The 19,585-nt window shown below is 48.9% G+C and carries 22 protein-coding genes; 17 read left to right on the top strand and 5 right to left on the bottom strand.

Annotated features, from left to right (window positions below; translation table 11 throughout):
* Positions 1–3 precede the first annotated feature (3 nt).
* The 5 genes from nuoD to FN808_RS02665 form a co-directional block, all read right to left on the bottom strand.
* Complete coding sequence (gene nuoD, locus FN808_RS02685; protein ID WP_142713009.1) at positions 4–1,296, bottom strand: NADH dehydrogenase (quinone) subunit D; 1,293 nt, start codon at positions 1,294–1,296, stop codon at positions 4–6.
* An 8-nt stretch (positions 1,297–1,304) separates the two neighbouring features.
* Positions 1,305–1,817, bottom strand: a complete 513-nt coding sequence (locus tag FN808_RS02680; protein ID WP_142713008.1) for an NADH-quinone oxidoreductase subunit C — start codon at positions 1,815–1,817, stop codon at positions 1,305–1,307.
* 1 nt (position 1,818) lies between these two features.
* Positions 1,819–2,301 (bottom strand): NADH-quinone oxidoreductase subunit B, encoded by a 483-nt coding sequence (locus tag FN808_RS02675; RefSeq protein ID WP_142713007.1) that lies wholly within the window; start codon positions 2,299–2,301, stop codon positions 1,819–1,821.
* A 21-nt stretch (positions 2,302–2,322) separates the two neighbouring features.
* Positions 2,323–2,700 (bottom strand): NADH-quinone oxidoreductase subunit A, encoded by a 378-nt coding sequence (locus tag FN808_RS02670; protein WP_142713006.1) that lies wholly within the window; start codon positions 2,698–2,700, stop codon positions 2,323–2,325.
* A gap of 184 nt (positions 2,701–2,884) precedes the next feature.
* Positions 2,885–3,259, bottom strand: a complete 375-nt coding sequence (locus FN808_RS02665; protein ID WP_142713005.1) for an Mth938-like domain-containing protein — start codon at positions 3,257–3,259, stop codon at positions 2,885–2,887.
* Positions 3,260–3,414: 155 nt separating this feature from the next.
* On the opposite strand from FN808_RS02665, the gene FN808_RS02660 reads away from it, so the two are divergent.
* The 17 genes from FN808_RS02660 (at position 3,415) to trpD (ending at position 19,584) form a co-directional block, all read left to right on the top strand.
* Positions 3,415–3,987, top strand: coding sequence for a bifunctional nuclease family protein (locus tag FN808_RS02660; protein ID WP_142713004.1), 573 nt, complete (start codon positions 3,415–3,417; stop codon positions 3,985–3,987).
* 4 nt (positions 3,988–3,991) lie between these two features.
* On the top strand, positions 3,992–5,608 hold the full coding sequence (gene bshC / locus FN808_RS02655; protein ID WP_185958215.1) for a bacillithiol biosynthesis cysteine-adding enzyme BshC: 1,617 nt from the start codon (positions 3,992–3,994) through the stop codon (positions 5,606–5,608).
* Between the two features lie 2 nt (positions 5,609–5,610).
* The gene (locus FN808_RS02650) at positions 5,611–6,186 is read left to right on the top strand and encodes a 5-formyltetrahydrofolate cyclo-ligase (RefSeq protein ID WP_142713002.1); all 576 of its coding nucleotides are present in this window, start codon (positions 5,611–5,613) and stop codon (positions 6,184–6,186) included.
* Between the two features lie 66 nt (positions 6,187–6,252).
* Entirely contained in the window at positions 6,253–6,951 is a 699-nt protein-coding gene (locus tag FN808_RS02645) for a PspC domain-containing protein (RefSeq protein ID WP_246068265.1), read from the top strand.
* 129 nt (positions 6,952–7,080) lie between these two features.
* Entirely contained in the window at positions 7,081–7,695 is a 615-nt protein-coding gene (gene tmk / locus FN808_RS02640; protein ID WP_142713001.1) for a dTMP kinase, read from the top strand.
* A 236-nt stretch (positions 7,696–7,931) separates the two neighbouring features.
* Positions 7,932–8,429: an SRPBCC family protein gene (locus FN808_RS02635; RefSeq protein WP_142713000.1), complete on the top strand. Its 498-nt coding sequence runs from the start codon at positions 7,932–7,934 to the stop codon at positions 8,427–8,429.
* Between the two features lie 24 nt (positions 8,430–8,453).
* Entirely contained in the window at positions 8,454–9,368 is a 915-nt protein-coding gene (locus tag FN808_RS02630) for a shikimate dehydrogenase (protein ID WP_142712999.1), read from the top strand.
* Entirely contained in the window at positions 9,349–10,113 is a 765-nt protein-coding gene (pgeF, locus tag FN808_RS02625) for a peptidoglycan editing factor PgeF (RefSeq protein ID WP_142712998.1), read from the top strand. Before FN808_RS02630 ends, pgeF begins: the two co-directional genes overlap by 20 nt.
* Positions 10,114–10,118: 5 nt before the next feature.
* Positions 10,119–11,018 carry a histone deacetylase family protein gene (locus FN808_RS02620; protein ID WP_142712997.1) on the top strand — a complete coding sequence of 300 codons (900 nt, stop codon included), beginning with the start codon at positions 10,119–10,121 and terminating at the stop codon, positions 11,016–11,018.
* 103 nt (positions 11,019–11,121) lie between these two features.
* Positions 11,122–12,273, top strand: a complete 1,152-nt coding sequence (locus FN808_RS02615; protein WP_221929884.1) for a 1-deoxy-D-xylulose-5-phosphate reductoisomerase — start codon at positions 11,122–11,124, stop codon at positions 12,271–12,273.
* A gap of 18 nt (positions 12,274–12,291) precedes the next feature.
* Entirely contained in the window at positions 12,292–13,629 is a 1,338-nt protein-coding gene (gene rseP / locus FN808_RS02610) for an RIP metalloprotease RseP (protein ID WP_142712995.1), read from the top strand.
* A 4-nt stretch (positions 13,630–13,633) separates the two neighbouring features.
* Entirely contained in the window at positions 13,634–14,284 is a 651-nt protein-coding gene (locus FN808_RS02605; RefSeq protein WP_142712994.1) for a phosphatidylserine decarboxylase family protein, read from the top strand.
* Position 14,285: 1 nt separating this feature from the next.
* Entirely contained in the window at positions 14,286–15,083 is a 798-nt protein-coding gene (gene pssA / locus FN808_RS02600) for a CDP-diacylglycerol--serine O-phosphatidyltransferase (RefSeq protein WP_142712993.1), read from the top strand.
* Positions 15,084–15,334: 251 nt separating this feature from the next.
* A complete protein-coding gene (gene trpE / locus FN808_RS02595) occupies positions 15,335–16,813 on the top strand; it encodes an anthranilate synthase component I (protein ID WP_142712992.1) in 1,479 nt (492 codons plus the stop codon).
* 64 nt (positions 16,814–16,877) lie between these two features.
* Positions 16,878–17,867 (top strand): tryptophan--tRNA ligase, encoded by a 990-nt coding sequence (gene trpS, locus FN808_RS02590; protein WP_142712991.1) that lies wholly within the window; start codon positions 16,878–16,880, stop codon positions 17,865–17,867.
* 57 nt (positions 17,868–17,924) lie between these two features.
* Complete coding sequence (locus tag FN808_RS02585; protein ID WP_142712990.1) at positions 17,925–18,512, top strand: anthranilate synthase component II; 588 nt, start codon at positions 17,925–17,927, stop codon at positions 18,510–18,512.
* A gap of 40 nt (positions 18,513–18,552) precedes the next feature.
* Positions 18,553–19,584 carry an anthranilate phosphoribosyltransferase gene (gene trpD, locus FN808_RS02580; RefSeq protein WP_142712989.1) on the top strand — a complete coding sequence of 344 codons (1,032 nt, stop codon included), beginning with the start codon at positions 18,553–18,555 and terminating at the stop codon, positions 19,582–19,584.
* Position 19,585 lies beyond the last annotated feature (1 nt).

Raw genomic sequence — 19,585 nt, 5'->3', positions numbered from 1 at the left:
AAATTATTTGTCACATTCTCCCATTACGGGGTCAACGCCCCCAATGATTACGACGGTATCTGCAACCATCTCGCCTTCCAGAATCTGTTCTAAAATTTGGAGATTCTTGAAGGAGGGTGAGTTTATTTTCATACGCCAGGGATGTCCTGAACCGTCACTTTGAATATAATATCCCAGTTCGCCCTTGGCGGCCTCAACAGCGTGATAAGCTTCAGCGCCTTCGGGCGGACAGATGCCTGTATCAGTCATCATAAAGTCATGTATCATGCCTTCCATGGAATAATATACTTCGTCTTTGGAAGGGTAGGCCTGCTTGGCATTGTCGGTTCGTACGGGACCCTTGGGAAGTTTCTCCAGGCACTGTCGGATGATGCGAATACTTTCGTGCATCTCTTCCATGCGCACATAGTAGCGGGCCAGGTTGTCACCTTCCAGGCGAGTGGGGACTTCAAACTCCACCTCCTCGTAGCGCGCATAGGGGGTAACGGTGCGAATATCATAGGCATAACCCGAGCCCCGCAGGGTAGGTCCGGTTGCCCCGCTTTCAAGGGCATCTTCCGTATCCAAAACACCGACGCCCCTGTTACGGTCAAAGAAAATACGGTTCCGGTCGAGCGTCTTGTGCCAATCCTTGAGCTCCTTCGGGAAGGTGTTTACAAATTCTTTAATCATGGCCATGGCCGTATCCGTGATGTCATTGGCCACTCCGCCGATACGTGCATGAGATACCGTAAAGCGGTGGCCGGTGAGCTGATCAAAAATATCGAGCAGCTTTTCCCGTTCTCTGAATGCCCAGATAAAATAGGAGACAGCTCCCGCATCCATTACCATGGTTCCGAGCCAAATTAAATGGGATGAAATCCGTGCCAGTTCACAACCGATCATCCGGATGTAATGCGCACGTTCGGGTACTTCAACATTGGCGATTTTTTCGACAGCCGTACACAAGGCTACGTTATTGCTGTAGGGGGAGAGGTAGTCCATGCGGTCGGTGTAGGGCATGAACTCCTGGTATGTTTTGTTTTCGGCAATCTTCTCCACTCCCCGGTGAAGGTAACCGACATCAACCTTGGCTTTTTCAATAAGCTCACCGTTGAGTTGAAGAATTAATCGGAGCACTCCGTGCGTCGCCGGGTGCTGAGGACCCATATTAAGGACCATCTTCGTATTGAGCGGATCGTCCTCGTCCATCATCTCGACGGTGGTGTGCTTGTCTTCCAGGGCCTGATACAGCTTTTCCTGGTGTTCCTTGAAGAACTTTGGCTCAAATTGATTGGAGAGACGTTTTGTATCCATAAATATAACTATTCGGGGTCAGGCGTTGTGCTTGGCAATTCGATGGAACCTGGAATACCCAACAGTGGAAATTCTTTGCGAAGAGGGTAGTAGTCGAAATCCTCGGGCATGAAAATTCGGCGGAAATCGGGGTGGCCTGTGAACCTGATCCCAAACATGTCGTATATTTCACGCTCCATCCAGTTTGCCGATTTCCAGATCCCGGTGACTGAAGGAAGAACCGGCCCTTCTTCCGGCAGGCGTACTTTTACAAAAAGATGCTGGCGCGCGCGAAGGGAAACCAGGTTATAGACGACCTCGAAGCGTTCATTGGAGGTAAAGCGGTCTACGCCGAAGGCATCGCTAAGGTAAATAAAATGATGCTCATTTTTCAGGTATCGGCAAATATCAATGATCGCATCCACCTCCACGCGAATGAAGGTATCACCGGAGGACTGATAGACCTCGATGAACGAATCCGTAAAATCCTCGGACAGCCCATCGACAACATTTTGAAGTGTTTCAGACAGTTCTAAATCCATATTAAGTATCGAGCATTACAGAGTGTTCAGTGCGAATTTTGTCCTGGATTTTCATCAGGGCATGCAAGAGGGCATCAGGACGGGGAGGACAGCCCGAAACATAGGCATCCACCGGCAGGAAGTTGTCACATCCCTGAACAACGCCGTAGCAGCGATGCATGCCGCCCGTAGAAGCGCAGGCGCCCATGGCGATACACCACTTCGGATCGGGCATCTGGTCCCAGATACGACGGATCGCATGTGCCATCTTATAGTTGACCCAGCCTGCAACAATCATAACATCGCTCTGGCGGGGTGAAAAACGCATCACTTCTGACCCAAACCGGGCTGCATCGTACTTCGGGCCGGCAAAAGCCATCATTTCGATTGCACAGCAGGCCAGTCCCATCGGCATGGGCCAGGCAGCATTGGAGCGGGCCCAGTTTGTCAGAGAATCAATTTTTGTGGTGAAATAACCATCACCAAGTGAACTTTCAATACCCATATAGTTACAGGCTAGATTAAATTAATTAAACATTCCTTTTTTCATGTCCCAGTCTAGTGTACCCTTTTTAATGAGGTATACAAGACCGACGAAAAGCTCTAAAATAAAGACGATCATCGAAACCAGCGTTCCGAACTCAAAGTCGAGGAAACGAACCGCCCAGGGATAGATAAAGACAACTTCCAGGTCAAAAATAATAAATGCGATGGCCACCTGGTAAAAACTGATGGAATAGCGATCTTTTGCCTCTCCAACCGGATCCATGCCGCTCTCATAGGGTTGGAGCTTGGTTTTATTGGGGCGGGAGGGACCCAGGACTTTGGAAAGCGTCATCAGTAGAATGGCCAGAACAATGGCAATTCCACCCAGAATTATAATCGGTATATAATTAGAGAGCATTGGTTAAGATCAATTTATTTGAATCAGTCGGAAATTAGGGGCCAACGTTCATAATGTCAATGGAAATTAAGGCAGTGAATATAGGATATATTACATTCAAAACATACAGCCCACCGAGGGGTTTTACTATTTAAAATGGTTATAAACAGCAGGTGTTTTTCGGCCTTCAGGCACCCTTGAATGGTTAGCAGGTGGAGTGTATCAGAGCTCCTGCAGGTTGTTCTTCGCGTAGCTGATTATACTTTTGAACTGCAGCTTCGGTCTCCAGTACATGATAAGGAATGTTCCGTTCTTTTAAATAATTTTCGGTTTTTCTGCTTGTCTGCAGCCGTTCGTGAAAGCCCCTGGAAAGGACAACGACTTCAGCCCCGTGCTGCAACAGTTCTTCCACATCGGCCGGCTGGATGCCCGGACGGTGGTGGGTGCCCGTTTCATTCCAGTCCCATTCGCGCGAACCGCCGGGAAAGAGTTTGGCATCCTTGTATTCGTGCCCGTCGCCCGTTGAAATTTTTCCCCATTTGATGGAATTAATTTGGGGGGATTTTATTTTTTGTATCATAACTCAACCTCGTCCTATTAATTCTCTTTATCAACCTAACAAAGTACAGATGAAATCCGTTTAAGAATAAGTGCGATAAAGTTTACGGGTACAAGAAAAATCTGTAAATTTGTATTCGTACATATCAAGAATTTAAAAAAGTAAGTGATAAAGCTTTGGATAAAATCAAGATGGACATTTTAGGGCTCTCCACCAGCCCCAGCAGCGGAGGAGCCTACGCATTAATCCTTACAGAAGAACACGGAAACCGCCGACTGCCCATAATTATCGGTACGTTCGAGGCGCAGGCTATCGCACTTGAGCTCGAGCACATAAAGCCTCCGCGTCCGATGACACACGATTTGTTGAAAAATATGATCCAGGCCTTTGGCGCAGAAGTGCAGCAGGTATTTATTAATGATTTGAGTGAAGGAACCTTTTTTGCAAAGATCATTTATGATGACAATGGTAATGAACGGGAGCAGGATGCGCGTCCCAGTGATGCCATAGCTCTTGCCGTACGTTTTGACGCTGCGATTTACGTTGACAGTGAAATTCTGGATGAGGCGGGTATCGTCTCTGATACCGAGCATGAGGGAGAGCTGGGGGCCACGCCCAAAGCTCAGAAGCAAAGCGAGGAGATGAGCAAACTGGAAAAACTCGAGAGTGAGCTCCAAACGGCTATCGATACCGAGAACTATGAAAAAGCGGCGCGCCTGCGTGATGAAATCCAGAAGCTTAAAAGTTAAAACATTGCAGAGAATAAACAGGTCTTTTGAACACCTTCCATTTTCCAGCCTTTTCAAAACATACATTTCAGACTTTTCCCGGGTCGATGCGTTTTATGACTACAATCCCTTTGACAGGGAGGAGATAGAAGCGAAAGCCCGACAGCACCAGTATCGGGGAGACCGCCGGCAAATGACGGATCTTCTCCGTGCTTTTAACGATCCCTATGATCTTCACGAGAATGCACTGCAGAACCTGGATCGCCTGCAGCAGGATGACGCGCTGGCTGTGGTTACGGGACAACAGCTGGGGCTCTACGGCGGGCCGCTGTATACCGTGCTAAAAACGATTAGCGTTATCCATATTGCCCGGCAGATGGAAGCTCAGCTTGATCGGCCGGTCATCCCGGTCTTTTGGCTTGCTGATGAAGATCACGATTATGAAGAGGTGCGTTCGGTTTATGCGCCTGGAGATGGCAAGCTGCAAACCTATGAGCTGCCCTCCCGCTCATTTCCGCTGCCGCCGGTTGCTGAGATGAAGATTCCCGGTGAACTTGAACAGCTGCGCAATGCCATGCGATCTGATTTATATGAGACTGATTTTTCATCGGCGGTCTGGGAATTGCTGGATCATTGTTTTTACCCCGGCACAACCTATGCAGGGGCGTTTGGCAATTTTATCAGCCGGCTTTTTTCCAGGCATGGACTGGTGCTGGCCGGAAGTAATGATCCGGGGATTAAAGAGTTTGTAAAAGGAGTGGTGTACCAGTCTGTTGAGGATGCAGAGGATATCCGGAAAGCACTGGAAGGACCCTCCGGCAGGATGAAGGAACAGTTTCATCAGCAGGTGACCCTGTATGATTCCAACCTTTTTTATATTTCTGGTGAAGGCAACCGGCTGAAGATCAACGCCAGTACCGAAGGGTGGGCCACGGAGCAGGGGCATCAGTGGACGAGGGAACAGCTGCTGCAGGAGGTGGAGGAAAATCCGGAACTTTTTTCACCCAATGTTTTTCTTCGGCCCATTATGCAGGATAAGCTGATCCCAACTCTTGGTTATGTGGCCGGGCCGGGAGAACTCGCTTATTATGGGCAGATGAAACAGCTTTATGCGCGCTTTGATGCAAAAATGCCCATAATCTATCCCCGCCTGTCTGCGACCCTTGTTGAACCGGCGGTTGACCGTATATTTGATGAATTGCCCTTTGAATTTCATGAATACGCCAATCGTATTGAGGATCTCGACGCAGCCTATGTTGAGCATACGGAGAAAATGGATATCGAAGCTATTTTTTCGGAATGGAAGGAGAAGGTCGGCGAGCTGGCCCGGGCAAAGAAAAAGAAAGTGGCCACCGTTGACCCCACACTGGAAGGGGCAGCGGGAAAGGCTACAGCCGTTTATTTTGGTGAACTCGACAAGTTAAAAGGCAAGGTCTATCGTGCGGTAAAGCAGCAGGATCAGACTCAGTTAAACCGGATACGAAGAATTAAGCAGAATCTGTTTCCCCGCGACAACCTGCAGGAGCGATCGGTTGCGGCTATCTATTTTATGAACAAATTTGGCCTTGATATCTGGGATGAGCTGCTCGCCTCGCTGGATGAGCAGGAGACGTTTGATCAGCATAAAGTAATTAAACTGTGACGATGGCAGCCGGGCAGTCCAAAGAGAAGTTGCGTAAAAGGCTGTGTTCAAGGCGTGCCCGCATTTCCGGAGCCGACTTTATGGGATTTTCCCGGGAGATTACCGTGGAGCTTCAGCAGCAGCCGGAGTACCGGTCTGCCAGCGTGATTCACTGCTATGTTTCGATGAATGACCGGCGGGAGGTCAACACGCATGTCCTGATAAAAATGATGATCGAGCAGGGAAAAAGAGTCGTAGTGCCTGTAACTCATTTCGAGGATGAGAGGCTTTCTCACATCGGACTGCGATCATTTGATGACCTGCGGCCTAATAAATGGGGGGTTCTCGAGCCTAAAAGTGGGCGGCAGGCCGAACCGGGGGCATTAGATCTTGTCATCGTACCGATGGTGGGCGGCGACGAGCGGGGGCACCGCATAGGGTATGGCGGTGGATATTATGATCGATTTCTGAAAGGGGTTTCCTGCCCGACAATCGGCCTTTGTTTCGAACAGAATATCGTATCCTGCTTACCTACTGAAGACTATGATGTGCCGCTGGATAAAATCATTACAGAAAAACGTATTATTTATCGGCAATGATGCATTTTATTTGTAACAATGTTCCGAGATCTTCGTAAACGGGGGTAAGTTAGGAGGTAAAATATTATGGCATCTAAAACAAGACAAAAATCAGGCACGCAGTCTTCTGCTTCATTCATGGACTTTGAGGAGCATGAACTCCAGCAGACCTTGAATGAATTCATGGATGACAAAGAACAGGAGCGTCCGGCCAATATTTGGAATTTTGCGACAATAGCAGGTATAGCGATGCTGCTGGTTGTTATGGTGTATATGATCCAGGCGATCCTTGGGCTGGGAGTAGGGCCCGATTTGGCAGGATTTGTAGAGTTTCTGCCGCTCATCGGCGGGATTTTGGTTACCCTGGTTGGCTTCGGCTTTTTCGTGGGCGATCGCAAGAGAGAGAAACAGGCAAAAAAGAAAAGGGAAGAAGAGCGCAAAAAGCGTACCTATGATTTTGAGTCGACCGAACAGAAAAAAGGGGCATACAAACTTGATAACGATCTCAGTAGCAAGGGAGGCAACCGTCGATTCTCCGACGACAAGTATCAGTTTGATCGTTATGCTTTCCGGCAGCGGAAAAAATTGTATAAATCACGCTCGAACAAAAAGCTGGCCGGCGTATGCGGTGGATTGGCAGAATATTTCGGTATCAGTACAACAGTGGTCCGTTTTCTTTTTATTTTTGCTTTCTTCGCCGGCTCCGGAACCTCGCTGTTGGTGTATATCGCCCTGGCTATTGCGCTCGACAAGGAGCCGCCCGAACTGGATAAATACGGCATTTGACGCCGGCTGATTGTCGACTATTCATGTTTCCAAGGTGTCAGAGTCCTATCTTATAAATCAATTCATTGGGAGAGAGATGATTGTTATATTCCTCTCTGAAATTTCAAATCGGATTAAATCCAGGGACCTGTGTTTATAACTTTTGAAGGAATTGACGGGAGTGGAAAATCAACTCAAATTACTCACTTGACAAATCATCTGGAAGCCAAGGGGGCCGAGGTTAGGGTTTTTCGTGACCCCGGCGGACCTGAAGTTTCGGAGAAGGTGAGGGAAATCCTGTTGAATCCCGATTATTCTGTGGATCCCATTACAGAACTGCTCCTTTTTTCTGCAGCCCGTTCTCAGTTGGTGTCGGAGAAGGTATTGCCGGCCCTGCAGGAAGGGGCTGTGGTGATTCTGGATCGTTTTTATGATTCGACAACCGCCTACCAGGGGTATGGGCGATCGTCAATGCCTCTCACGGAGATTGAATATATCAATAGGATTGCCAGCCACAAACGCACGCCCGACCTCACCATCTACATGAAGGTTCCGCTGGAGGAGGCCAAAAAACGCATGGCCGAAACCTATAAAGACCGTATGGAGCAGGCGGGAGATACCTTTTTCAACAGGGTGATCGAGGGCTTTGACCGGATGGCTGACAAGGAGGAGCGGTTTTTTACGGTTGATGCCACCAAACCCCCGCAACAGGTGCAGCAGTTAATCTGGAGGCAGGTCCAGACCCTTTTCCCGGCCAGGCCATAGGTAAACAGGCTATGATCGGACTGTTGCCAGGGGATACTCATGAATCAGGTTCGGGCAGCTGATAGATGTCTCGGAGTAACGGTTGAAAAAACTTTAAAATTAAGGGCATAATTAATTGCTGATAAGGCCAAAAATGCGTAAATTTATTGCATTGTGGGTGAATCCTACTTTAAAACTGGATTATCTCTCTTATCGTTTCAATTAGTAACTTTAACCAATCTTGAAGTATATACATTATGGCGCACGAAAGAATTGAAGTTGATCTGCCACTGGCCAAAGTCTATGAATATTTAAGTGATCCTACCTACTTTCCACACTTCTTTGAACGAATTGATCGAGTTAAAAAAGTAAACTCTCAAACGTTTGAATTTTCTACCCAGATGGGAGGAGAGCAGTTTGAATGGACCACAAATATCATCGATAATTTACGGAATACCCGGTTTGCGTGGATTACTATCAATGGAAACTTAAATCAGACCGGAACGATTCGGTTTACTCCACTAGATAACGGAGAACGTACGCGCGTCGACTTTAGTCTTGATTATCGTACATTTTATGGCGAACCTGATGAGGAATTGGCCAAGTTCATCCAGGGACTGCCGGCACAGATGAAGAAAGATCTACAGCGCTTTAAAGAAGAAGTTGAATCCGATACCTTCAAGGAAAAAGCGGATGCTACAATTGCTGAAATGGAAGCTGCTGTAGAAGCAGAAGAAGAGGAAGCCGCCGCGTAAAAGGGGTATAAATTTAAGAATTAAATGCGCACTTGCAGAAAGGTGCGCATTTTTTTTGCCAACCTGTTTCTTCTTTATATGACACTCTCATCGTTTCTGAAAAGTGAAAAGGTACATGCCCCCCATTATGTGCTGTTTGGTAATCCGGTGGAGCATAGCCTTTCTCCACTGATGCATAACACGGCACTCCAACACTACGGTATGGAAGCGCGGTATTATGCCATCGAAATTCAATCGGCCGAATTGAGCCGGCTGGCCTCCTACCTCAACCGGGAAACTTTCCAGGGTGCCAATATCACCATCCCTTACAAGCAGGTGATTGGAGACTACCTGGATACCATTGATCCTGAGGCCCGATCGGTCGGGGCTGTCAATACCATTGTGAAGAAAGGATTCCAGCTGCAGGGTTTCAATACGGATGTTTTCGGTTTTTTGGCCCCGCTGCAGGACCATGCGGATAGGCTTGAAGGGGGACGTGCCGTCATATTTGGAACAGGGGGGGCTGCCCGGGCTATCGTCACCGCTCTCTCCTCCCTGGGAATGCAAGAGCTGTACCTGGTGTCCCGCCGGCCGGGACGCATTGATTCCTTTAACCGGGAGGAAAACGTAACGCTCATCTCGTATAACCAGTGGACATCCTATGCGGATGAAGCAGTGCTTATCGTGAATACTACGCCCCTGGGAATGGATCCCAGAATTGACACTTCCCCGGTCAAGGACGCTGAACAGGAGTTTCTGGCCGGCCGTATTTGTTATGATGTCGTATACAACCCGCTGAAAACGAAGTTTCTGGCACTGGCTGAAAAGGCTGGAGCGACAACGATCGGTGGGCTGGAGATGCTGATTCAGCAGGGCAGTCGATCTTTTGAACTCTGGACGGGCCGGCCGTTTCCCATTGATAACATACGGAAGTTGTTACATGAACATTTCCAGCAGTGATTTTTCCTATATCATCCCGCACACTGCGGTTGAAAACGACCGGGTGGAGGCCTGGTTCGTGCTAAAGAATCAGGGGCACAGCCTGGCCGGCAGCCGCGTAGAAGGGCTTAATTTAGGCTTTAATACGCAGGATGAGGAATCCGTAGTTGCCCGGAATCGACTGCTGCTTTTTGAAGATCTGGGTATTGATCCGAAATGGGTGGCATTGGCTGATCAGGTACACGGCAGCAGGGTACAGGTAGTCACTGATGACGGGACCTATGCATCCACGGACGGACTGATAACAACGCTCCCGGGGCTGACTCTAGCCATACAGGTAGCCGATTGTGCGGCCGTGCTGATATGGGATTCCTCCAGTCAGGTTATTGGGGCCTTCCATGCCGGCTGGCGCGGGGCGGTAGCGGAGATTATCCCCCGGGGCTTAGCGATGATGAAACGCCGGGGAGCGGCAAGCAAAAGCCTCAGGGCCTTTGTCAGTCCCTGTATTTCACTGGAAAATTTTGAAGTGGGTCCAGAGGTGGCCGAACAGTTTCCTTCCCCGTTTGTCGACTGGGACACTTATCACAAGCCCCATGTCGACTTGAAAGGATTTATCCGAAACCAGCTTCGGTCTGAGGGACTAAAAGACTCGCATATCGAGGTTAGCGGTGAGTGTACCGTTGCCGGGTCCCGGGATTACTACTCCTATCGCAGGGAAGGGGAGGAAAGCGGCCGCATGATGGCATTGATACGGATCAAAAGATAGCTTCCATGAGAGTTTCCTACGCTCCTGCATATTATGCTCCTCTGCCGGAAGGTCATGTGTTCCCGATGAAAAAGTTCACGGGTTTGCACCGCTATCTTACCGGGCAGCAGCTTATTTATCCAGAAAATGTTGTGGCTCCTTCTCCTGTTGACGTGGCCAGCCTGCTCACTGTGCACACGCGGGAGTATGTTCATGGAATTATGGAGGGTACGTTGAATAGAAAGCAGCAGCGCAGGCTGGGACTGCCTTGGTCAAGACGGCTGGCACTGCGATCTCGATTGGCGGTACAGGGGACGATTAATGCCGGACTGATGGCGCTTGAAGATGGTATCGCCGGCAACCTGGCCGGGGGGACGCACCATGCCATGCCCGGATTTGGAGAGGGATTCTGCGTATTTAATGATGTAGCCGTTGCCATAAAAGTACTGCAGCAGTCGATGTGGGCAAAACGCATTTTGGTGCTCGATTGCGATGTGCATCAGGGTAACGGTACTGCCAAAGTATTTGAAAATAATCAAGACGTGTTCACGTTTTCAATGCATGGGGAGAAAAACTATCCATTTAAAAAGCCCCCCTCTTCGCTTGATATCGGACTGCCCGACAAGACGGGAGACAAGGTTTATTTACGTACGCTTGGTGATGCCCTTGATGATATTTTCAGTCAGTTTGACCCGGATCTTGTTTTTTATCTGGGAGGGATAGATCCTCTTGAAGACGATCATTTCGGGCGGCTTTCGCTCTCGATGAAGGGACTGCAAAACCGGGATGAGGTTGTTATTCGAACCGTTGTCGAAAAGGGGATACCCTTGGTGCTGTTGCTTTCAGGTGGCTATGCGCCAACCGTAAAGGAAACCGTGCTGGCTCATGCTGAGATGTATAAAAAAGCGCTTGCCTGGGCATCCTGAATTGCCAGGGTGGTGCGCAATTATCCGAAGATGGAATTCTATTCTGAGTTCTATCGGTTTTTATCTATCTTCGGGGGTCTTTTGAATTTGAAGCATCGTACCATTGAGTTCTAAAAAAAACATTGTCATACTTGGTTCTACCGGCTCCATCGGCAGCCAGACCTTGGAGATTATACGTCAGCATTCGGATCAGTTTCAGGTACTGGCGCTGAGCTGTAATAACAGCTGGAAGCAACTGGCGGAGCAGGTCAATGAGTTTCGACCAAAATACGCATTGCTGGCTGAGGAAGCGGGTTTTTCTTCTCTTAAGCATGCTGTCAGTCATTCCGAGACCACCCTGCTTGGCGGCCGGGAAGATTTGTTGCGGCTGGCTACCCTGGACGAAGCGGATATTGTCTTAAACAGCCTGGTGGGGTACGCCGGCTTCGAACCTACAGTGGCGGCATTGAAATCAGGTAACAAGGTAGCCCTTGCAAACAAGGAATCGCTGGTGGTGGGCGGTGCACTGGTTCGTGAACTTATTAGTGAGCAGCCCGATCAGCTTATTCCCGTGGACTCCGAACACAGTGCCATGCTGCAGTGCCTGGTCGGTGAACCCGTGCAGCAGGTTGAAAAGCTTGTTATCACTGCCAGTGGAGGACCTTTCCGCACCTGGAGCAAGAAGGAAATGGAAAAGATTACCGTTGATGATGCCCTTGACCATCCGAATTGGTCTATGGGCTCCAAGATAACGGTTGATTCGGCAACCATGATGAACAAGGGACTCGAAATTATTGAAGCTCACTGGCTGTTTGATATCCCCCTGGAGCGCATCGAAGCAGTGGTTCATCCCCAGAGCATTGTACACTCGGTAATAACGTTCAATGATGGATCGAGTAAAGCCCAGCTGGGACCTCCCACGATGAAGGTCCCCATATTATACGCACTTACGTATCCTGAGCGAAAAATGCTGGATGTTCCGCGACTGGATTGGCACAAGGCGTTTGAACTGACGTTTGAACCCGTTGATTACGATCGGTTTCCTTGCCTGGAACTGGCATTGGAAGCCGCCAGGACGGGAGGTACAGCACCTGCCATACTAAATGCAGCCAATGAAGTGGCTGTTGCCCGGTTTTTAAAGGAGGAAATTACCTATACTCACATACCCAAAGTAATTGAACGCTGTTTGGTCCAGTTAAATAATTCAGAAACACTTTCGTTGGATACACTAAAAATAATTGATGAAAAGGCCAGGAATCTGGCACAAACCATTTAAACAGTATAGCTAAGTTTCATGGAATGGATTTTAGGATTATTATCAACACTTGCAATCTTTGCTGCAGCCCTGCTTATTCTGGTTTTTTTCCACGAGCTGGGGCACTTTTTAGCGGCTAAGCTTTTTGGAATGCGTGTAGAGCGCTTTTCACTGGGATTTCCGCCCCGGATTTTTGGTATTAAAAAAGGGGAGACCGACTACTGTATCGGGGCTACACCGCTGGGAGGCTATGTCAAGATATCGGGGATGATTGATGAAAGCATGGATACCGAATATCTTGAAGAGGAGCCCAAACCCTGGGAATTTCGCAGCAAGCCGGTCTGGCAGCGGATAGTGGTGATAACAGCCGGGGTTATCTTTAACATGATATTGGCCGTTTTTATCTATGCGGGACTGGCCTACAGTACGGGTGAAACCAAGATTAGGCTGGACAGCGTCAACAGCATTTATGTAAGCGAGGAGTCACTGGCCGATCAGATTGGTTTTCAGACCGGTGATAAACTGATCGGGGTAAACGGCGAGGAAGTAGCCTATTTTAATGATCTTTTCGCTCCAGAGATCATGACTTCTTCTGATCTTAGCTACATGGTGATGCGCAGCGGAAGGCAGGCCACTGTTCCCGTTCCAGACAGCATGCTGAATGAAATAGGACAGGACGGACTCATTAGTTTAGCCAACGCAATGCCCAGCAGCATCAGCAGGGTACAGCCGGGAAGTCCGGCCGAAGAGGCCGGACTCAAAGGGGGCGATATCATTGCCTCCATTAACGGGCAGTCAGTACGCTACTGGCCGGAGGCTGTGCAGCTGATAAGCACCTCCGAAGATTCAGTCTCAATGACGATTAACCGGGAGGGAGAGACACTTGCTTTCAGCATAATGCCCAATGCCAACAACAAGCTGGGTATTTATGCTCCGAATCCAGACAGCTTGTTTGCCATTGATCGTTTTAAGTACGGGTTGTTCGAATCCCTGGGAGTTGGCGTACAGCGCTCGAATGCTACGTTGACGGGTATTGTACAGGGTTTCAGTAAGATGTTTTCAGGAGATATCGCTGTCCGCGAAAGTCTGGGCGGACCGGTTGCTATCGCTAATGTCACCAAGGAGGCTACCGACCGGGGAGGCTGGGTCGGATTTTGGAATATCACGGCTTTTCTAAGTATTACCCTGGCTATTATGAACATACTGCCGATCCCCGTTCTGGACGGCGGACACCTCATGTTTTTAATATATGAGGGAATTACCCGCCGGGAGCCTTCGCCGAAGGTACGGATGTGGCTCCAGCAAATTGGATTTTTGCTGATTATTGCGCTTTTCATTTTCGTTACCTTTAACGACATTCTCAGACAATTCGGCTAGCATTATGTTTGCTCGCGAGGGATACACGACGATCGTTGTTACTTTACTTTTTGCTTTCCTGGTCAGCCTGGGGGCATCCTTCCTGGATCATTGGTCCACGTATCTCATCTATGCCCTCATGGGGGTGCTGGTCATGTTCATACTCTACTTTTTCAGAGACCCTGATCGGGATATTACCCAGGGAGAAAATTTCGTACTCTCCCCGGCGGACGGGAAAATCCTGCTGGTCAGGGAGGTTGAGGAAGAGAACTATATACAGGGTAAAGCCACACAGATCAGTATTTTTCTTTCCCCTTTGGATGTGCATGTGAACAGACTTCCTGTTGGTGGCGAGCTGGAATATCTGGAATATCATCCGGGAGCCTATCTGATGGCGTGGGACCATCGGGCATCAGAACTCAACGAGCGTGCAGATTTTGGAATACGCCACCGGAGCGATACCAGGATTTTTTTCAGGCAGATAACGGGTTTTTTAGCACGCCGAATCGTCTATCATATTGAGAAGGGTGATCAGCTAAGGGCAGGCGAACGGTTTGGAATGATGAAATTTGGTTCAAGAATGGATATACTTGTTCCGGCTGATGTGGAAATTAATGTATCGGAAGGTGAAAAAGCAGTGGCCGGAAAGACAATTTTAGCTACGATTAACTCGTGAAATGAAATATCCTATACAAAAGTGGAAACGATTCCGACGTCGCAGGAGACAGAAAAAAAAGGATCGTCCCTCCAAGCAGATTCCCCGCATTGTGGTGCCCAGCTTTTTCACCCTGATGAATCTCTTTTGTGGTTTTCTGGCCATTATCAGTATTTCAGAGGGCCGGCTTTTTTTTGGAGCGTGGCTTATCGTATTTGCAGGCCTCTTTGATGCACTGGACGGCTTTATGGCCCGTCTCTCCAATGCCACCAGCCAGTTCGGCATTGAGCTCGATTCCATCAGCGATGTGGTTTCTTTTGGTGTGGCCCCCGGTTTCCTGCTTTTCAGCTTCGGACTGGGCGAGATGCCTTTTGTCGGGATTATCCTGAGTGCCCTGCCTCCGCTGTGCGGAGCGGTGCGGCTTGCCCGCTATAATGTTGATGTACAGGAGAGCCGGACAGATTTTTTCAAGGGATTGCCCATTCCCGCTCAGGCAATCATGATTGCTGCTTTTTACCTCACCTTTTACAACCGGCTGGATCTTTTCGCAGACTTTAAATATGGTCCGAACACTATTTTGGTTCCCCTGATCATCCTGCTTTCATTTTTGATGGTAAGTACAATACCGTTTGATAAAATCCCCAGCTTCGACAAATATTCTCTAAAAAAATACAAGGGCAAGATTGCACTATTTCTTTTTTATGGCGTGCTTATCCTGTTATTCCAGGAAATCGGGCTCATGATGGTCTTTTCAGCCTTTGTACTAAAAGGCATCATTATTGGGGCTGTTCTGTTCTACAAGCAAGCATTCGGAGAGTAGGGCAGGTGTGGAAGGTTTTAATTTTTGAAAAACAATCTTTTTTGCTTTTAGCTGATACGGCTATTATATTCATTCCGAAATGGAAAAGATATCTCATAATAACAGCAATTGGTGGTGGCCTGTAGCGAAATACATACAGGCAGTGGCAGCATTATGAGTTAGATTTTTTTGAAAGAGCTTTTGAGAACCCACTGCAGGAAACTGGAGTGGGTTTTTTATTTGGATAATAGTTTGAGGTAGTCAAAACGAATATGGACGTTGATAAATTTAAAGAGCTGGCTGGTAGCTATACCGCTATTCCGGTATATCGTCAGCTTATGGCTGATATTTTAACCCCCGTGTCTTTATTTTTGAAACTCAGGGAAAATGGCCGGTATCCTTTCTTGTTGGAATCGGTGGAGGGAGGCGAGCAGCTGGCCCGCTATTCCTTCCTGGGCCGCGATCCGTACCAGGTGCTGCAGTACGACGGAGCCGAGGTTAGTCTGGAGAACGAAGACGGCAAATCGGTCCTGGATCAGCCGTATTTTGAAGCGCTGAAAGAATTGACAACTCAGCACAGCGAGCCGAAACTCCCCAGCCTCCCCCGGCTGACGGGAGGGGCCGTGGGTTTTTCATCCTACGATACGGTGCGAGAGGTTGAGCAGCTGCCTCATCCGCCCGCATCGGATGTTGATATACCGGAAGCTATCTGGGCCTTTTATGACGAGGTCTTTGCTTTTGATCATGTTAAACAGCAGGTCATTATCATTAAAACAGTGTTTGTTGATGGGGATGACCCGGTCAGGAAACGGTATGGGGAGGCCCAGGCCCGCCTCGACGAGCTTGAAGACCTGATTCGCCGCCCGGCCCCGCTGACAGACCATTCGTTTTCCATAAATCCCGAACGTCTGTCCAGCAATATTGAGCAATCAGAGTTTGAATCAATGGTTCGCCGGGCCAAAGAGTATGTTTACGAGGGAGATATCTTCCAGGTGGTGCTATCGCAGCGGTTTGAAAGTGACTTTGAGGGAGACCGGTTTATGTTATACCGGGCGCTCCGGATGGTGAACCCTTCCCCGTACCTCTTTTTCCTGGACTTTGATGATTTTGCCCTGGTCGGTTCGTCGCCGGAAGTACTGGTTCGCGTACAGGATGACACAGCCCAGCTGCTGCCCATCGCCGGCACGCGTCCCCGTGGAGAAACAGAACAGGAGGATCAGGCGCTGGAGGAGGATCTTAAAAACGATCCCAAGGAGATTGCGGAACATGTGATGCTCGTTGATCTGGGCCGCAATGATTTATCCCGTGTATGCCGTCCCGGCACCGTTCAGCCTGTTCGTGAGCAGGTTATTGAACGCTATTCCCATGTCATGCATATCGTCTCGGATGTAAAGGGTCAATTGGCAGAACATCAGACGGCGGTGGATGCACTCATGCAGTGCTTTCCTGCTGGAACCGTGAGCGGGGCCCCGAAAATCCGCGCGATGGAGATCATCGATGAACTTGAACCTACAAAACGCGGACCTTATGCCGGGGCCGTCGGCTATTTTGACTTTTCCGGCAATATGGACACCTGTATAGCAATCCGGACGATGATCGTAACCGATTCCAAAGTCTATATACAGGCGGGAGCAGGTATTGTGGCCGACAGTGACCCGTATAAGGAGTATATTGAAACCAAGAACAAGGCTGGAGCACTTGTAGAGGCACTCAGTGTGGCCCTGGAAATTACAGAGGCGGGCAGTGAATGATGTTGAATGGAAGAAGGTCTTTTATAAGAAAAACGATAATTTTTAAATGAGCTACTGATTACAGATGAAAACTATCTTATCCGGCATTCAGTCATCCGGCAAATTGCATCTTGGCAACTATTTTGGGGCTTTGCGCCAGCATATCCAGATGCAGGAAAAGGGGGATGCGTTTTATTTTATCGCCAACTACCATTCCATGACGTCAATAAACGATGGGGAAGAGATCTATCAAAATACGATTGATATCGCCCTGGATTACCTTGCCCTGGGACTTGATCCTGAAAAATGTACGTTTTTTGCACAAAGCGATGTGCCGCAGGTTACAGAGCTGGCCTGGATGCTGAGTACCTTTTGCCCGGTAAGCCTGATGGAGAAGGCAGTTGCCTACAAAGACAAGGTTGCCCAGGGGCTGACGCCCAATATCGGTCTTTTTACCTACCCCATTCTGCAGGCGGCAGATATACTGATATACAATTCCGATGTCGTGCCTGTGGGGCAGGACCAGAAACAGAATATTGAGATTTGCCGCGATCTGGCGGGAAAATTCAATCATAATTACGGGGATGAATACCTCAAGCTCCCGGAAGAATACATTGTAAAATCAGTAGCCGTGGTGCCGGGAGTGGACGGGCGAAAAATGAGTAAATCGTACGGCAATACCATTGATATATTTGATGAGGGGAAAGCCCTTAAGAAAAAGGTGATGTCGATAGAAACAGATTCTACGCCGCTGGATGAGCCAAAGGACCCGGAAAAATGCAACGTGTTTGCACTCATTAAACTATTTGCGGGCAAGGAGAAACAGCATGAGATTGCAGAGAAATATCGTGCAGGCGGCTATGGGTACGGGCATGCGAAAAATGAGCTGCTGGATATGATTGAGGTTTATTTTGCCGAGGCCCGTGCCAAACGCAAAGAATTGGCTCAGGATGTGGATACGGTCCGGGATATCCTGGCCGAGGGCAGTAAAAAGGCCCGGGAGCGAGCCGAGTCTGTAATGGCGCCGATCCGCGAGGTTACAGGCATATTTAAAAGTTATGATTTTGCTGATTAACGACATGCGCCCTGCAGCGTGTCAACAACCTGGGGTGCTATCTAAACCGAATGACTTATGATCCTGATCATTGACAACTACGATTCATTTACCTACAACCTGGTGGATATTATTGCCCAGCATACCGACGAATACCGGGTCGTCAGGAATGATGTGCTCACAGTGGAAGAGGTTCGTGCCCTGAAGCCGGATAAAATCCTTATATCTCCGGGTCCTGGACGTCCGGTGGATGCAGGCATTACAGAGCCCCTGATTAAAGAAATGGGGCCCGATACGCCAATTTTGGGAGTCTGTCTGGGACTTCAGGCCATTGGGGAAGTCTATGGCGGAAAGATCATACATGCACCAAAACTGATGCATGGCAAAACCTCCACGATCAGGCATGACGGGAAGTCTGTCTTTCGCGATATCCCTAATGAGTTTACGGCTACCCGCTACCACTCCCTTGTTCTGGATCCGGAACAGATTCCCGGCGAGTTGATTGTTACGGCGCACAGTGATGATGAGGTGATCATGGGCATTCGGCACCGGACCTTCCCGGTTGAAGGCATCCAGTTTCACCCGGAAAGCATTCTGACCACGGAAGGACCGGATATCATAAAGAACTGGATGGACATGAAAACGGAACAGAAGGTACAAAAATAATTTAAGGTATAACTTGTAACCTTATAATATATAATGCTTTATGGATTTTATTGAAATCTTAAACAAGCTGGTCAACCATGGTGATCTAACCCTGGAAGAAGCGAGGCATGCCCTGCGGTTGATCATCACGGGGAAGGTTGAAGATGAGCGAATTGCGTCTTTCCTGACAGCGGTGAGGATGAAGGGAGAGACCATCGAAGAGCTGACGGCCTTTGTGGAAGTGATGCGGGAGGCCGCCATTAAACCCCAGGTGGATACCGAGGGTGCGGTAGACTTGTGTGGGACGGGGGGAGACAGCTCCGGAACGTTCAATATCTCCACGGCCTCGATGTTTATCGTGGCCGGAGCCGGTGTTCCGGTGCTGAAGCATGGCAACAGGAGTGTGTCAAGCAAAAGCGGCAGTGCTGATGTTCTGGAAGCACTGGGCGGGCTAATAGACCTTCAGAAGGAGCAGGTTGAACAGGTTTTTGAGGAGGCAGGTCTTGTTTTTATGTTTGCCCCTAATTTTCATCCGGCCATGAGACATGTGATGAAAGCCCGGCGAACCGTGGGAATTCGCACTTTTTTCAATATTCTGGGTCCGTTGCTGAATCCTGCAATGGTCAAACGACAGGTGATCGGAGCATACAACAAGGATATCGCCCGCAAGATCGGCCGCATCCTGGCCAACCTGGATACCGAGTTTGCCTATACGCTGAATGCCCATGATGGACTGGATGAGGTGAGCCTGAGTGCCCAGACCGAGATTTATGAATTGACCAACCGGATGATGAAGGAGGCGACAACCTTTGATCCGCGCTCCCTCGACTTCAGCTGGACCGATCTTGAGGAACTGCAGGGGGGGGACGCTGAATATAATGCCGACATTATCCGTTCTATCATGGCAAACAGGGCTGAAGCGCCGCAACAGAACATTACCTTGCTGAATGCTACTTTCGCTATTCACGCATCCGGCAAAGCCGACGACCTGTCCGAAGCCAAATCGCTTGCGGAGGAAAGTCTATTTTCAGGCGCAGCAGAAAAAGCATTGCAGCGGTATGTGGAAGTAACAAACGAGGTAGCGCAGATTTAGC

The sequence above is a fragment of the Fodinibius sediminis genome (assembly GCF_900182555.1).
In the GTDB taxonomy this organism is placed as follows: domain Bacteria; phylum Bacteroidota; class Rhodothermia; order Balneolales; family Balneolaceae; genus Fodinibius; species Fodinibius sediminis.
The sequence above is the reverse complement of the archived record's forward strand: the minus strand, read 5'-3'. Positions and strand labels throughout refer to the sequence as shown.